This window comes from Cellulomonas sp., from assembly GCF_015234515.1.
Classification (GTDB): Bacteria; Actinomycetota; Actinomycetes; order Actinomycetales; family Cellulomonadaceae; genus Cellulomonas.
Genome location: NZ_JADGMY010000011.1, coordinates 152,047 through 165,245 on the forward strand (window position 1 = coordinate 152,047; position 13,199 = coordinate 165,245).

Sequence of the window (13,199 nt, forward strand, 5' to 3'; positions counted from 1 at the left end):
CGGAAGCCGGTCGACGATGTCGGTGGGCACCCGGACGGGGGCACGGCGAGGCGGGGGAGAGACGGGGGAGAGGCGGTGAGATGGTCCCGGGGCGAGCGGGATCGAGGCAAGTGTGAGGCTCGTGGGGGCGTACGTCCAGCCCTCGGATCGCCCCCGACGCCGCCGCAGGTCACAGGCCTGTCCGGGGTGTGCTCAGGGGTGCCCAGGCGCTGCGTGGCACGTCCCGCGGGCCCGGCCGGCGGGGCTGGTGCGAGCCGCCCCCGGCGGTCGCGTGGTGGCGTGCCGGCGCGCGTGCCACGCTGGGACGCGCCGCGGCGTGGGCCGCGCGGTGAAGGGAGGCAGACACGTGCCGCGACGTCTCTCGAGCGCCCAGGTCGCCGCGTCGAGCACCTGGACCGACCCCGACGGTGTGCGTCGCCCCGCGGGTGACGTGCACGCGTGGGTCCAGGGCAAGAACCAGACCGTCTGCGGCCTGGCGCTGAGCCGGTCGTCGCTCGCACGCTTCCCGCACGTCGAGTGGCACGAGGCGCTGCCCGAGTCCGGGCCGCACGCCGATGCCGTGCAGCACGTGTGCCCGCGCTGCCGAGCCGCGCTGCGGCCCCGGGAGGCCGGGGTCGACCGGCGCGCGTTCCGCCGCCCGTGACCCGCGCTGCCGACGGCGCCCCGGTGCGCGTGCTCGCCGTCGCCGACACCCACGTGCCGGCGCGCGCGCGTGACCTGCCGCCGGTCGTCTGGCAGGCCGTCGCCGACGCCGACCTCGTCGTGCACGCGGGGGACTGGGTGGCGACCGAGCTGCTCGACCGGTTCGAGCGACGCGCGACCCGCCTGCTCGCGTGTCACGGCAACAACGACCCGCCCGCGCTCGCGGCCCGGGTGCCCGAGGTGGCCCGGGCGGTCGTGGCCGGCGTGCGCGTCGGCGTCGTGCACGAGACCGGTGCCGCGGCGGGTCGCGAGCGGCGGTGCGACGAGCGGTTCGACGACCTGGACCTGCTGGTCTTCGGGCACAGCCACATCCCGTGGGACTCGGTGACGCCGGCGGGGCTGCGCCTGCTGAACCCCGGCTCGCCGACCGACCGTCGCCGGCAGCCCGCCTGCACGTACCTGACGTTCACGCTGCGGGCCGGGACCGTGGCGGACGTCGAGCTGCACCGGCTGCCGCGACGAGCGGCCGGTCACGCCTCCCGGACCGGCAGCACGAAGGCCCCCGACCCGCGGTGACGCGGGACGGAGGCCTCGTTCTGCGGCTCCCCCGACTGGACTCGAACCAGTAACCCTTCGATTAACAGTCGAATGCTCTGCCAATTGAGCTACGGGGGATCGTGCGGGGAAAACCCTAGCAGGCTCGCGGGGGTGCCGGACCCCACGGGGTCGTGCACCGCGCCCTGCGCGCCGGTCTCAGGGGGCCAGACCGGCCTCGGCGCGCACGTGCGTCTCGGCATCGGCCACGCGCCGCGCGACGGCGGGGTCGGTGAGGTCGACGGTGCCGTCGCCGATCACCTGGGTGAACAGGTCGCCGTCCTCGTCGCGTCGCAGCGCGACCCGCACGGCGGTACGCCCGCCGGGGAGCGTCACGTGCTCGACGTGGACGACGGACTGCTGCACTCGCTCCCGGAACGACTGCACCAGGTCCCACGCGTCGTCGTCGGTCTCGAGGACGAGCTCGGTGCGCGCACCGCTGACCCAGTGCACCGTCAGCGTGCGGGTCCGGGCGTCGAGCGAGCCGCGGTCCACGTCGGCCCACGGCGTGCGCACCGCGCCGTCGTCCACGACGAGGTGCAGCGCGCGGCGGGTCGTCACGACCCAGCGGCCGTCGTCGAGGGGAGCGGCCGCGAGGACCGCGTCGGCCCGCAGGTCGAGCGCATGTCGCAGGGGATCGGGCAGCCGGCGTCGCCGGGAGAACAGGGCCACGGCACCACCGTAGCCGTGCCGCGGACCGCCGCCGCGCCGGGCGGGCTCAGCGCCCGTCCGGACCGCGCCGCAGGTAGTTCCACGCGAGGAGCGCGCACGTGGCGCCGTTGAGGAACCCCACCAGGACGTCGGTCAGGGAGTGCATCCCCCGGTACGTGCGCGCGACGCCGACCGAAACGGGCACGAGCACGCACAGGACGGTCACGGTCCACCGGGCCACCGGGTTCGTGATGCGCTGCGCCATGAACGCCAGCGAGAGGTAGAACGCCGTCGCGGCGCCCGTGTGACCGCTGGGGAAGCTCGACGTGGGCGGTGCGTGGTCGAGCTGCTCGACCTGCGGACGCTCGCGGCCCACGACCAGCGCGGCGGTCAGGAAGATCGCCGCCTGCACCGCGACGGCCAGCCCGGGCACGATCGCGTACCACCACTGCCGCGTGCGCCACCACACCAGGGCGATGGCCAGCACGCACGCCCCGATGAGGAACTCGGTCTGCCCGATCGCGGACAGCACCGTGGTCACCGCATCGAGGGCGGGTGTGCGCTGCGCGACGAACCACGTGTTGACGCCGGCCTCGCTCGGCAGGTTGCCCAGCGGTCCGGTGATGAGCAGCCCGATGCCCACGACCACGCACCACAGCGCGACGGCGGGCAGCAGCACGCGCCTCGTCAGGTCGTGGCGGACCTGCCTGCCGGACGGTGCACGGGTGTCGGTCTCGTAGCGGTGCCAGAAGTCGTGCACGCGTCCTCCGGGGGTCAGGGGGTCGGTCGTCCCGCGCCGGGCGGGTCGCCGGGGTCGGGATGGTCGGCCTCGTCGGCGACCGAGCGTCGCCAGCCGACGTACGAGGCGCCGGCGACGGCCAGCCCGAGCAGGGTGCCGGCGACCACGTCGGACGGATGGTGCACCCCCAGCAGGACGCGGTTCGCCGCCGTCAGGGCCACGAGTGCGGCCGCCGTCACCGGCATCACCACCCGGCCCGTGCGCCCGAGCAGCGGCCACACCAGCACGGTGAGCGCGACGGCCACGACGGTGGTGTTCGCGGCGTGCCCTGACGGGAAGCTCGAGCCCGGCGCGTGCGCGACCGCGTCCTCGACCACCGGACGCGCGCGCTGCACGAGTCCCTTGGCGGCTGCCTGGAGCACCCAGCCCGCCGCGACCGTCGCCGCGCACCACACGACGCGGTCCCGCAGGCCGTGCCGCCGCCACGCCCAGACGCACACCGCGGGGACGACGAGCAGGTTCACCCAGCGGGCGGCGAACACCGCCTGCCACACGACGAGCACCAGCCGCAGCCCCTCCGAGCCGCGGGTCACCTCGGTCGCGGCGCGCACGACGGACTCGTCGAACCGCACGACGGCGCCCGACTCGCCGCGCACCACCACGGCGAGCGCGACGACGGGCACCGTGACGGCTGCACCGAGCGCGGCAGCACGCAGCACGGCCCTGCGGCGTGCGGGTTCGGCGAGCATGGCGTGACAGTAGGGGCCGGCTGTGCTGCTCGCACCCCGGACCAGGCATGATGCCCGCCCGGACGGTCGGCACGGCCCCGACGCGGTGGGCCAGGTGGGGCTTGAACCCACGACCGACGGATTATGAGTCCGCTGCTCTGACCGACTGAGCTACTGGCCCCTGATCTCGTGCAGGTTACCGGCACGTCGGACGCACCCGTCGCCTCTCCGGATGCCGAACGGGCCGACCGCTGCCACGATCGCTGCGGGCACCGACGGTCGTCGGACAGTGGGGGGAGCCCGCGTCGAGGAGGTGTCATGGCCACGGTCGCGACGAGGTCCCCGCAGGGTGCTTGGGAGCTGGGCGCACGGGCGGGCTACGCCGCCAGCGGTCTGCTCCACGTGCTGATCGGCGTCCTCGCGGCGCAGCTCGCGCTCGGGTCCTCCGGAGGCAGTGCGGACGAGTCGGGGGCGTTCACGACGATCGCCGCGTCACCCTTCGGCGCGGTGGTGCTCTGGTTCAGCGTCGTGGCGTTCGTCGCGCTCGCGGCGTGGCAGGCGGCTGCTGCGCTCAGCGGTGCTGCCGGTGAGACGTCGGACCGCGTCAAGTCCGGAGCCAAGGCCGTCGTGTACCTGGCGCTCGCGGCGACGGCCTACTCGGTGCTGCAGGGTGCGTCGAGCGGTGGCCAGACCGAGAGCGCCACGGCGCGGCTCATGCAGTCGACGGGCGGGCGGCTGCTCGTGGGTGCGGTGGGCGTCGGGGTCGTGGTCGTCGGCGTCTACCACGTCCACAAGGGCCTGACGAAGAAGTTCCTGCAGGACCTGCACCGGCTGCCGAGCGGGACCGCGGGCCGGGTGGCGCGGAACGCCGGCGTCGTGGGGTACGCCGCCAAGGGTGTCGCCCTCGTGGTCGTCGGGGTGCTGTTCGTGATCGCGGCCGCGACGGCGAACCCGCAGGAGGCCAGCGGTCTGGACGGCGCGCTGCAGGCGCTGCGGGACGCCCCGGCCGGCCCCGTGCTGCTCCTGCTCGTCGCGCTCGGCCTCGTAGCTTTTGGGGTGTACTGCGGTGTGAGGTCCCGGTTCGGCAGGCTGTGACTTTTCACCCGCTCCGGACAGATCTGGCATCGCGGAGGTTCTTGCACACTTGTCCAGGTTGGTGCATAGTCGAGCCTGTCAGCGACAAACGGCAAACCCGCCGCAAGGTGGGGACGCAAAGCCACGGGGCCTTCAGGGTCAGCCGAGCTACCGAACGACGAAGGAGTACCAGCCATGGCTGTTCACACCCCCCTCAACGAGTCGCCCCTCACGCAGGGTGCGCTGCTCACGCCCGGTGAGGTCGCGGTCCTGTTCCGCGTCGACCCGAAGACCGTGACGCGCTGGGCGCAGGCGGGCAAGCTCTCCGCCGTCCGCACCCTGGGCGGCCACCGCCGGTTCCACGAGGCTGAGGTCCGTCAGCTCCTCACCGGCGTCCCGCAGCAGCGCGCGGCGGAGTGATCTCCGCGCCGTCAACGACGACGCATCCACGACGCCGACGCCGGTGGTGACCTGTTCACCACCGGCGTCGTGCTGCCTCCTCGAGCCGTGTCCCGGAGTCGTCGCGCACCGCGGACGGCCGACGGGCGCGGCTCGCCTGCCGTGTCGGACGTGAAAGGATCAAGGCATGGCCCTGCGTGAGATCCGCATCGTCGGCGACCCCGTCCTGCGCACCCCCTGCGACCCCATCACCACGATCGACGACCGTGTCCGGTCCTTGGTCGAGGACCTCCTCGAGACCGTGGACATGGACGGGCGCGCCGGCCTCGCCGCGAACCAGATCGGCGTGAACCTGCGCGCGTTCTCCTGGAACATCGACGACGAGATCGGCTACGTGCTGAACCCGGTCGTCGTCGAGCTGTCCGAGGACGAGTACCAGGACGGCGACGAGGGGTGCCTCTCGGTGCCCGGGCTCTGGTTCCCGACCCACCGCGCCTGGTACGCGCGGGTGGTCGGCACCGACCTGGACGGCCGCGAGGTCGTGGTCGAGGGCACCGAACTCATGGCGCGGTGCCTGCAGCACGAGGTCGACCACCTCGACGGGATGCTCTACCTCGACAGGCTCGAGCGCTCGGTGCGCAAGAAGGCCATGCGGGCGATCCGCGAGCAGCTCTAGCACTGCGCCGCGAGTCCGCTGGACCTGCGGGGATGGATGGGGCATCCTGAGCCCTGCACGCCGCGTGCGCTGCATCTGTGCTGGTGACGTTCCCTGTCCGGGGCGAGGTCGTTGGGGAAGGCGACCCTCGAGCCCTTCCGGGAGGACGACATGGCCGGTGCCATCACCCGCGGTGTACTTTTCGTGCACTCCGCGCCGCGCGCGCTGTGCCCCCACGTCGAGTGGGCGGCAGGCAACGCGCTGGGCGCGCGCGTCAGCCTGGACTGGACGCCCCAGCCCGCCGGCCCGACGTTCTACCGTGCCGAGCTCTCCTGGCAGGCCGCGCCGGGGACGGGGGCGCGGCTCGCGTCGGCCCTGCGTGGCTGGGCGCACCTGCGGTACGAGGTGACCGAGGAGCCGAGCGCCGGCGTCGACGGGTCGCGCTGGAGCCACACACCCGAGCTCGGCATCTTCCACGCCGCGACGGACGTGCACGGCAACGTCGTGATCCCCGAGGACCGCATCCGTGCGGCTCTCGAGCACGCGGCCGACCCCGACCGTCTGCGCAGCGAGCTGGACCTGGCGCTCGGCCAGGCGTGGGACGACGAGCTCGAGCCGTTCCGGTACGCGGGTGCGGGTGCCCCCGTGCGCTGGCTGCACCGCGTCGGCTGACGTCCTGGTCGTCGGGGCGGCTGGCCCACCGTTCGGGTGGATCGGCCGCCCCGACGGCGTTGTGAAACCTTTCGCACGTCGGATGCGGATACGGCGTCCGAGCGCCGGTCCGCTAGCGTCCCACCCACGCACCGCCGGCCTGCGGGGTGCGTCGACAGCCATCCGGGGGGAGACGGACCGCGAGCGCGGCACGTCTGTCACACGCGGAGGACGCCGATGCCAGCACGACCTCGGCTGCTGCCCGGGGCCCTGCGGGCCACCGCCGGCCTGGGCGCAGGTCTCGCACTGACCGGGTGCGCCGTCCCGACACCGGCCGACACCGGCGCCGTGACGCGGCCCGACGGTCACGACACCCGTGCCCTGCCGACCGCGAACGGCACGTACAGCGGGAGCGGCAGCTACGAGACGCCCGGAGGGCCGCAGCAGATCGACGTGACCGTCGTCCTCGCGCGCGGCGTGGTGACGGGTGTGCGGGTCGACCCGGCGGCGACGAACACGACGTCCCTGCGGTTCCAGGAGCGGTTCGCGTCCGCGGTGGTGGAGTCCGTGGTGGGTCGTCCGCTGGACGAGGTCACCGTGGACCGGCTCGCGGGATCGTCCTCGACAGGTGCCGGCTTCATGGCGGCGCTCGACCAGGTGGTGCGCGATGCCGCCGACGAGTGAGAGGTCCGGTGCGTCGGAGGGGTGCGCGCCGGACCCGACGGTGGCGCCCTGATGGGCCGGTTCGACGGCCTGGCGGGAGGGCTCGGCGCGTACCGGACGGCGACGTTGGCGCTGCTGACGGTGCACGGGGCAGCAGCCGGGCTCGGGCACCTCGGCATGCTCGACGTGGACCCCGTCGCGCTCGCCGCCACCGTCGGCGCGGCGTCGGCAGGCACGCTCCTGACGAGCCTGGTCGGTGCGCTCGTCAGCGGTGTGCGGGCGCACGTCGAGTCGTCGCTGATCACGGGCCTGCTCCTGGCGCTGCTGCTCTGGCCCGCGCTCACGGTGGAGTCCCTGGTGGGCGCCGGGCTCGTCGGGGCCGCCGCGGGGCTCTCCAAGGTCCTCGTCCGGTGGCGTGGCCGCCACCTGCTCAACCCCGCCGCGGCCGGCGCGCTGGTCGCGGGGCTCGTGGTGGCGCCCGTGCTCGGCACCGCTGCCCCTGTGTGGTGGGTCGCGACGCCGTTGCTCGCGCCCGTCGTCCTCGTGGCCGGCCTGGCCGTGCTGCGCCGGACGGGCACGGGCACGGTGGCCGTCGCGTACGGGTCGGCGTACCTGGCCGTGACCGTGCCCCGGCTCGTGCTGTCCGGGCAGGATCCGCTCGACGCACTCGCGTCGGTGGCCGGCTCGCACCCCGTGCTCGTCGTCGCCGCGTTCATGGTCGTCGAGCCGCTCACGCAGGCCCCGCGGCGACGCGCGCGGCTCGCGGTCGCCGTGCTCGTGGGGGCGCTCGCCGGAGTCCCGTTCGCCGTCGGGCCGCTCTCGACGTCACCCGAGCTCGCGATCGTCACCGGCAACCTGGTCACGGCCCTCGTCGCGGCGCCGCGGGCGCTGCGCCTCGTGGTCGTGGGCCACGGCTCACCCGGCCCCGGCGCCCACGAGGTGCTGCTGCGCCCTGCCCGCGCCCTGCGCTGGCAACCCGGGCAGTGGGCCGAGATCGACGTGGTGCGGATGCGCCCCGACGGGCGAGGGCGGCGCCGCGTGTTCTCCTTGGTCCCCGCAGGGCGGGACGCGGTCTCCGTCGCGTTCAGCGTGCGGGACCGCCCCTCGGGCTTCAAGCGCGCGCTCATGGCGGCCCCGGTCGGCTCCACGGTGCGCGCGACCGCGGTCGGCGGCGACTTCCTGCTGCCGGACGACCCGACGCGTCCCGTTCTCATGATCGCCGGCGGGATCGGTGTCACGCCCTTCATCTCCCAGATCGAGCACGCGGGACCACGGGACATGGTCCTCGTCCTCGTGTGCCCCACGGGGATGCCTCCGCCGTACCTGCGGCGCCTGGCACGCACGCGGGCGCGCGTCGTGATCGTCTCGCCGGAGCCCGTGCCCGCGCTCCCGCCTCGCTGGACGTGGCACCGGGGCACCCGGCTGACGGTGTCGGCCCTGGCGTCGGCGATGCCGGACCTGCCGCGGCGGGCGGCGTACGTCTCGGGGTCGCCGGACCTCGTGCGGCGGGCGCGCGCGGTGCTGCGCGAGGCAGGGGTGCGTCACGTGCGCACCGACAACTTCACGGGGTACGGCCGGCGTCCGGCGCACCGGTCGCCCGCCGGGGTAGCCGTACCGGCCGCACCCGCCGCGGCGGTTCCGGCGGTGCGCGCCCGCGCACGGCGGCGGGTGCCGGGCAGCAGGCGCGACCGCGCCGCCGCCCACGTCGAGCCGGGCGGGGTCACGGCCGGTGCCACGCGCTGAGACCAGGTTCGAGGCGATCGGGACCCTCTGGAGCATCGACACCCCGGCGCCGCTCGCGCACTCGACGCTCGGCCGGGTCCACGCGGTCATCGACGCGTACGACCGCGTGTGGTCGCGGTTCCGTGCGGACTCCGTCGTGTCCCGGATGGCCCAGGAGGGCGGTACGCACGACCTCCCGGGCCACGCGGCGGAGCTCCTCGACCTGTACGACGTCCTGGAGGAGCGCACCTGCGGCGCCGTGACCCCGCTCGTCGGACGCAGCCTCGAGCGGCTCGGCTACGACGCGACGTACCGCCTGCGTCCCGCCGGCACCCCGCTGGCCGTGGGCCGCGGCGTCCGCACGCGCGACGTGCTCACGCGCCGGGTGCGCGACGGGCAGGCGCTCACGGTCACCGCGACGCTCCCGGTGCTCCTGGACGTCGGAGCGGCCGGCAAGGGTCAGCTCGTCGACCTGGTCGCGGCGGAGCTGCGCGCGTGCGGCGTGGGGGAGTACCTCGTGGATGCCGGCGGCGACATGCTCCACCGTGGCCCGGACGCGGTGCGCGTCGGGCTGCAGCTGCCGGGCGACCCGGGACGTGTCCTGGGGGTCGTCGAGCTGCGCGACGCGGCGCTGTGCGCCTCCGCGGTCGACCGGCGAACCTGGGGCGACGGCCTGCACCACGTCCTCGACGCCCGCACCGGTGCACCCGCCCGCGGGGTCGTCGCCACGTGGGTCCTCGGCGAGCGGGCGATGGTCGCGGACGGGTTGGCGACCGCACTCTTCCTGGCCGACGCCGACGTCCTGCAGGGAGTCGCCGAGCACACGTACGTGCAGCTGCACGCCGACTCCCGCGCGCGCGTCGCGCTCGCGCTGCCGGGTGAGGTGTTCGCGCGACGCGGCGGCGACCCGGTGCGGACCGTCGGGTGACGACCCGCGCAGCAGCGTGGGCACCTCGTCGAGGAGCGCCACGGTCGCGGACGCGCCGCACGCGAGCAGGACCAGAACCCCAGCAGGACGGCGACCGCCCTGACGACGGCTCCTGTCAGGCGGAGGTCACCACGAGCGCGACGTTGTGGCCGCCGAACCCGAAGGAGTTGTTGATCGCCGCCACGGGGCCCGCGCGCAGTGCCCGCGGCTCGTCCCGCACCAGGTCGAGGACCAGCTCCGGGTCGGGCTTGGCGACGTTGATCGTCGGCGGCGCCGTGCGCTCGTGCAGCGCGAGGACGCTGAAGATGGTCTCCAGCGCGCCCGCCCCGCCGAGCAGGTGACCGGTCATCGACTTGGTCGCCGAGAGCACGGCGTGATCCGCGTCGTCACCCAGGACCGCCCGGATCGAGCGCGCCTCGATGAGGTCGCCGACCACGGTGGACGTCGCGTGCGCGTTCACGTGCACGACGTCGGTCGTCGCGACGCCCGAGTCGGCGATCGCGGCGCGCATCGCCCGGATCTGGCCGTCGCCCGACGGCTCGGGGGATGTGAGGTGGTAGCCGTCGGCGGACAGCCCCAGGCCGGCGATCCGGCCGTACACCCGAGCCCCACGGGCCGCCGCGTGCGCGGCGGACTCCAGGACCACGATGCCCGCGCCCTCGCCGATCACGAACCCGTCGCGGTCGACGTCGTAGGGGCGCGAGGCGCCGGCAGGGTCGTCGTTACGGGTCGACAGCGTGCGGGACGCCGCGAACGCGGCGATCGGCATCGGGTGGATCGTGGCCTCGGTCCCGCCGGCGACGACGACGTCCGCGCGCCCGTTGCGGATCATCTCGACGCCGTAGGCGATGGCCTCGGCACCGGACGCGCACGCCGAGACCAGGGCGTGGGCACCGGCCCGTGCGCCCAGCTCGAGCGAGACGTAGGCGACGGGCGAGTTCGGCATGAGCATCGGCACGGTCATGGGCAGCACGCGCCGGCCGCCCTTCTCACGCAGGGTGTCCCACCCGTCGAGGGTCGTCCAGATGCCGCCGATGCCGGACGACACCACGGCGCCCAGCCGGTCGCCGTCGACCTCGGGGGAGCCCGCGTCGGCCCACGCCTCGCGCGTGGCGATGATCGCGTACTGCGCCGAGGGGTCCATGCGCTTGAGCTCGGGACGGGGGAGGACCTGGTCGGCGGGGACCTTGAGCGTCGCACCGAAGTTGACGGCGATCTCGTACCGCTCGGCCCAGTCGTTGTCGAACGGGCGTGCGCCGGACTCGCCGGCGAGCGCTGCCTGCCAGGTGCTGGGGACGTCACCGCCGAGCGGCGTGGTGGCGCCCAGTCCGGTGACGACGACCTCGGGGACGGTGCTCATGGGTTCTCCTCGGTTCAGGCGGGCGGTGCGCTCGGCCGTGGGGCCGGCGCACCGCCCGGGTGCACACGGGGTGCAGCGCGCAGGCTCAGGCCTGGGCGCCGGCGATGAAGCTCACGGCGTCGCCGACGGTGGCGAGGTTCTTGACCTCGTCGTCGGGGATGCGGACGTCGAACTTCTCCTCCGCGAGCGTGACGATCGTCATCATCGACAGGGAGTCGATGTCGAGGTCGTCGGTGAAGGACTTCTCGGGCAGGACGGAGTCGGTCGGCAGACCGGTCTCCTCGCTGACGATCTCGGCCAGGCCGGCCAGGATCTCCTGCTCGCTGTGGGCCATCGGGTGTCTCCTCGTGTCGGGTGGTGCAGGGACGTGCTGAACGGTACAGGCGCGCGTCGCGCCGGCCGCCGGGGGCGGGTCAGGGCAGCGCGACGACCTGGGCGGCGTACACCAGGCCCGCGCCGAAGCCGATCTGGAGCGCCAGCGCGCCGGGGCCGACCTGGCCCTCGCGTCGCAGCCGCTCGGCGGCCAGGGGGATCGAGGCCGCGGACGTGTTGCCGGTCTCGGCGATGTCGCGGCCGACGACGACCGACGCAGGCAGCTTCAGCTGCTTGATCATCTGGTCGATGATCCGCATGTTCGCCTGGTGGGGGATGAACGCCTCGATGTCGTCGGGCGTGACCCCCGCGGCGTCCATGGCCTTCTGCGCGACGGGTGCCATCTGCCACACGGCCCACTTGAAGACCGACTGGCCCTCCTGGCGCAGCGTGGGCCAGCCGGCGCCCTCGTCCCGCGTCGCGAGCCACGAGTGCGTCTGGCGGATCGCCTGGGCCTGCGCCCCGTCCGACCCCCACACCGTCGGCCCGATGCCCGGGGTGTCCGACGGCCCGATGACGACCGCACCGGCACCGTCGCCGAGCAGGAACGAGATGGACCGGTCCGTCGGGTCGACGAACTCGCTCATCTTCTCCGCGCCGATCACCAGGACGTGACGAGCCGTGCCCGCCCGGACCAGGGCGTCCGCCTGCCCGATGCCGTAGCAGTACCCGGCGCACGCGGCGGAGATGTCGAAGGCCGCGGCCGGCGTCGCGCCGATCCGGTCGGCGATGATCGCGGCCCCCGCGGGTGTCTGGTGGAAGTAGGTGACGGTCGACAGGATGACCGTGTCGATGTCGGCGCCGGTCAGGCCCGCGTCCTCGAGGGCGGCACGGGCGGCGCCCTCCGCCAGGTCGAGGACGTCGGTGCCCTCGGCGGCGCGGCGGCGCGTGACGATGCCCGTGCGCTGGCGGATCCACTCGTCGGACGACTCGATCGGTCCCACCAGGTCGTCGTTGGTCACGACACGCTCGCCGCGCACGCCCCCCAGGCCGAGGATGCGGGTGTGCGCGGGCCCCGTGGCCTGCGTCAGGGTCGGTCGGGTCACGACGTGCTCTCCTGGGGTGTGGGGGCGGTACCGGCGTGCCGGCGGACGAGGTCGCGCGCGGCGTCGAGGTCGGCAGGGGACTTCAGGGCGAGGGTCTCGACGCCCGGCAGCGTACGCCGGGCCAGGCCGGTCAGGACACCGCCCGGTGCCACCTCGAGGAGTGCTGTCACGCCCAGGTCGCGGAGCGTCGCCTGGCACAGGTCCCAGCGCACGGGCCGGGCGACCTGCGCGACGATGCGCGCGAGCGCGTCGGCGCCGTCCTCGACGACCGCGCCGTCGGCGTTGCCGAGGAGCGTGACGACGGGGCGACGGGGAACGACTGCTGCGGCGGCTGCGGCGAGCTCGTCGACGGCCGGCTGCATGTGACGGGTGTGGAACGCGCCTGCGACCTGCAGGGTCACGACGCGGGCCCGCGTCGGTGGGTCGGCGGTGAGTGCCGCGAGGGCGTCGAGCGTCCCCGCCGCCACCACCTGGCCGCCGCCGTTGACGTTGGCCGCCACGAGGTCGAGCGCCGCCAGCCGGGCCAGCACCTCCTGCGGGTCGCCGCCGAGGACGGCGCTCATGCCCGTCGGGGTCGCGGCGGCGGCGCGCGCCATGGCGGCGCCGCGCACGGCGACGAGGGCCAGTGCCTCGTCGTCCGTCAGGACCCCGGCTGCCGCGGCCGCGGCGAGCTCGCCGACCGAGTGGCCCGCCACGACGTCCAGGGCGCCGGGGGCGACGTCGGCGAGGTCGGTACCCGCCGGGGCGCCGAGGACGGCGCGCAGGCTCGCGAGCGCGGTCGCGACCAGCAGCGGCTGTGCGACGGCGGTGTCCCGGATGGTGTCGGCGTCCGACGTCGTGCCGTGGGCGAGCAGGTCGGTGCCGACGACGTCACCGGCGTGCCGGAGCGCGTCGGCGAAGCCGTCCACCTCGGTCCAGGGGACGAGCATGCCGGGGGACTGGGCACCCTGGCCGGGGCAGGCGACGACGAGCACC

The 13,199-nt window shown here is 74.8% G+C and carries 16 protein-coding genes, 2 tRNA genes and 1 riboswitch; of the genes, 9 read left to right on the forward strand and 9 right to left on the reverse strand.

Annotated elements, in window-relative coordinates:
* The first annotated feature begins 346 nt into the window (after positions 1–346).
* Both IR158_RS04115 and IR158_RS04120 read left to right on the forward strand, forming a co-directional pair.
* The gene (locus tag IR158_RS04115) at positions 347–643 is read left to right on the forward strand and encodes a hypothetical protein (RefSeq protein WP_291809898.1); all 297 of its coding nucleotides are present in this window, start codon (positions 347–349) and stop codon (positions 641–643) included.
* Positions 640–1,218 carry a metallophosphoesterase gene (locus tag IR158_RS04120; RefSeq protein ID WP_291809901.1) on the forward strand — a complete coding sequence of 193 codons (579 nt, stop codon included), beginning with the start codon at positions 640–642 and terminating at the stop codon, positions 1,216–1,218. Before IR158_RS04115 ends, IR158_RS04120 begins: the two co-directional genes overlap by 4 nt.
* 26 nt (positions 1,219–1,244) lie before the next feature.
* Here IR158_RS04120 and IR158_RS04125 read toward each other — a convergent pair.
* The 5 genes from IR158_RS04125 to IR158_RS04145 all read right to left on the reverse strand — a co-directional run bounded on the left by IR158_RS04125 (position 1,245) and on the right by IR158_RS04145 (position 3,535).
* Positions 1,245–1,317 (reverse strand) — tRNA-Asn (locus IR158_RS04125).
* Positions 1,318–1,395: 78 nt separating this feature from the next.
* The gene (locus IR158_RS04130) at positions 1,396–1,908 is read right to left on the reverse strand and encodes a hypothetical protein (protein ID WP_291809904.1); all 513 of its coding nucleotides are present in this window, start codon (positions 1,906–1,908) and stop codon (positions 1,396–1,398) included.
* A gap of 46 nt (positions 1,909–1,954) precedes the next feature.
* Positions 1,955–2,647 carry a phosphatase PAP2 family protein gene (locus IR158_RS04135; RefSeq protein ID WP_291809907.1) on the reverse strand — a complete coding sequence of 231 codons (693 nt, stop codon included), beginning with the start codon at positions 2,645–2,647 and terminating at the stop codon, positions 1,955–1,957.
* Between the two features lie 14 nt (positions 2,648–2,661).
* A complete protein-coding gene (locus IR158_RS04140; protein WP_291809910.1) occupies positions 2,662–3,375 on the reverse strand; it encodes a phosphatase PAP2 family protein in 714 nt (237 codons plus the stop codon).
* A gap of 86 nt (positions 3,376–3,461) precedes the next feature.
* Positions 3,462–3,535: transfer RNA gene (locus tag IR158_RS04145), tRNA-Ile, on the reverse strand.
* A gap of 137 nt (positions 3,536–3,672) precedes the next feature.
* Between IR158_RS04145 and IR158_RS04150 the strand changes: the two genes are divergently transcribed.
* The 7 genes from IR158_RS04150 to IR158_RS04180 all read left to right on the forward strand — a co-directional run bounded on the left by IR158_RS04150 (position 3,673) and on the right by IR158_RS04180 (position 9,446).
* On the forward strand, positions 3,673–4,449 hold the full coding sequence (locus IR158_RS04150; RefSeq protein WP_291809913.1) for a DUF1206 domain-containing protein: 777 nt from the start codon (positions 3,673–3,675) through the stop codon (positions 4,447–4,449).
* Positions 4,450–4,529: 80 nt separating this feature from the next.
* Positions 4,530–4,604, forward strand: a riboswitch (cyclic di-GMP riboswitch).
* A gap of 19 nt (positions 4,605–4,623) precedes the next feature.
* On the forward strand, positions 4,624–4,848 hold the full coding sequence (locus IR158_RS04155; protein WP_227575646.1) for a BldC family transcriptional regulator: 225 nt from the start codon (positions 4,624–4,626) through the stop codon (positions 4,846–4,848).
* Between the two features lie 166 nt (positions 4,849–5,014).
* On the forward strand, positions 5,015–5,503 hold the full coding sequence (gene def, locus IR158_RS04160; protein WP_291809916.1) for a peptide deformylase: 489 nt from the start codon (positions 5,015–5,017) through the stop codon (positions 5,501–5,503).
* Between the two features lie 150 nt (positions 5,504–5,653).
* Complete coding sequence (locus IR158_RS04165; protein WP_227575995.1) at positions 5,654–6,154, forward strand: DUF3145 domain-containing protein; 501 nt, start codon at positions 5,654–5,656, stop codon at positions 6,152–6,154.
* A gap of 216 nt (positions 6,155–6,370) precedes the next feature.
* Entirely contained in the window at positions 6,371–6,817 is a 447-nt protein-coding gene (locus tag IR158_RS04170; RefSeq protein WP_291809922.1) for a hypothetical protein, read from the forward strand.
* Positions 6,818–6,868: 51 nt separating this feature from the next.
* A complete protein-coding gene (locus tag IR158_RS04175; protein ID WP_291809926.1) occupies positions 6,869–8,539 on the forward strand; it encodes an FAD-dependent oxidoreductase in 1,671 nt (556 codons plus the stop codon).
* On the forward strand, positions 8,526–9,446 hold the full coding sequence (locus tag IR158_RS04180) for an FAD:protein FMN transferase (RefSeq protein WP_291809929.1): 921 nt from the start codon (positions 8,526–8,528) through the stop codon (positions 9,444–9,446). Before IR158_RS04175 ends, IR158_RS04180 begins: the two co-directional genes overlap by 14 nt.
* A gap of 115 nt (positions 9,447–9,561) precedes the next feature.
* Here the strand turns inward: IR158_RS04180 and IR158_RS04185 are convergent, their stop codons facing one another.
* From IR158_RS04185 to IR158_RS04200, 4 genes are all read right to left on the reverse strand, one after another.
* Positions 9,562–10,806, reverse strand: coding sequence for a beta-ketoacyl synthase (locus tag IR158_RS04185; RefSeq protein ID WP_291809931.1), 1,245 nt, complete (start codon positions 10,804–10,806; stop codon positions 9,562–9,564).
* Positions 10,807–10,891: 85 nt separating this feature from the next.
* Positions 10,892–11,140, reverse strand: a complete 249-nt coding sequence (locus tag IR158_RS04190) for an acyl carrier protein (RefSeq protein WP_013117379.1) — start codon at positions 11,138–11,140, stop codon at positions 10,892–10,894.
* 79 nt (positions 11,141–11,219) lie between these two features.
* Positions 11,220–12,224 (reverse strand): beta-ketoacyl-ACP synthase III, encoded by a 1,005-nt coding sequence (locus IR158_RS04195; protein ID WP_291809945.1) that lies wholly within the window; start codon positions 12,222–12,224, stop codon positions 11,220–11,222.
* The gene (locus tag IR158_RS04200) at positions 12,221–13,198 is read right to left on the reverse strand and encodes an ACP S-malonyltransferase (RefSeq protein WP_291809948.1); all 978 of its coding nucleotides are present in this window, start codon (positions 13,196–13,198) and stop codon (positions 12,221–12,223) included. The genes IR158_RS04195 and IR158_RS04200 overlap by 4 nt, the downstream gene beginning before the upstream one ends.
* Between the last annotated feature and the right edge of the window lies 1 nt (position 13,199).

Bases quoted from the DNA above. Each gene is read 5' to 3' on its own strand.
- IR158_RS04140 (WP_291809910.1), bottom strand. From the start codon at position 3,375: ATGCTCGCCGAACCCGCACGCCGCAGGGCCGTGCTGCGTGCTGCCGCG.
- IR158_RS04150 (WP_291809913.1), top strand. From the start codon at position 3,673: ATGGCCACGGTCGCGACGAGGTCCCCGCAGGGTGCTTGGGAGCTGGGC.
- IR158_RS04155 (WP_227575646.1), top strand. From the start codon at position 4,624: ATGGCTGTTCACACCCCCCTCAACGAGTCGCCCCTCACGCAGGGTGCG.
- def (WP_291809916.1), top strand. From the start codon at position 5,015: ATGGCCCTGCGTGAGATCCGCATCGTCGGCGACCCCGTCCTGCGCACC.
- IR158_RS04165 (WP_227575995.1), top strand. From the start codon at position 5,654: ATGGCCGGTGCCATCACCCGCGGTGTACTTTTCGTGCACTCCGCGCCG.
- IR158_RS04170 (WP_291809922.1), top strand. From the start codon at position 6,371: ATGCCAGCACGACCTCGGCTGCTGCCCGGGGCCCTGCGGGCCACCGCC.
- IR158_RS04175 (WP_291809926.1), top strand. From the start codon at position 6,869: ATGGGCCGGTTCGACGGCCTGGCGGGAGGGCTCGGCGCGTACCGGACG.
- IR158_RS04185 (WP_291809931.1), bottom strand. From the start codon at position 10,806: ATGAGCACCGTCCCCGAGGTCGTCGTCACCGGACTGGGCGCCACCACG.
- IR158_RS04190 (WP_013117379.1), bottom strand. From the start codon at position 11,140: ATGGCCCACAGCGAGCAGGAGATCCTGGCCGGCCTGGCCGAGATCGTC.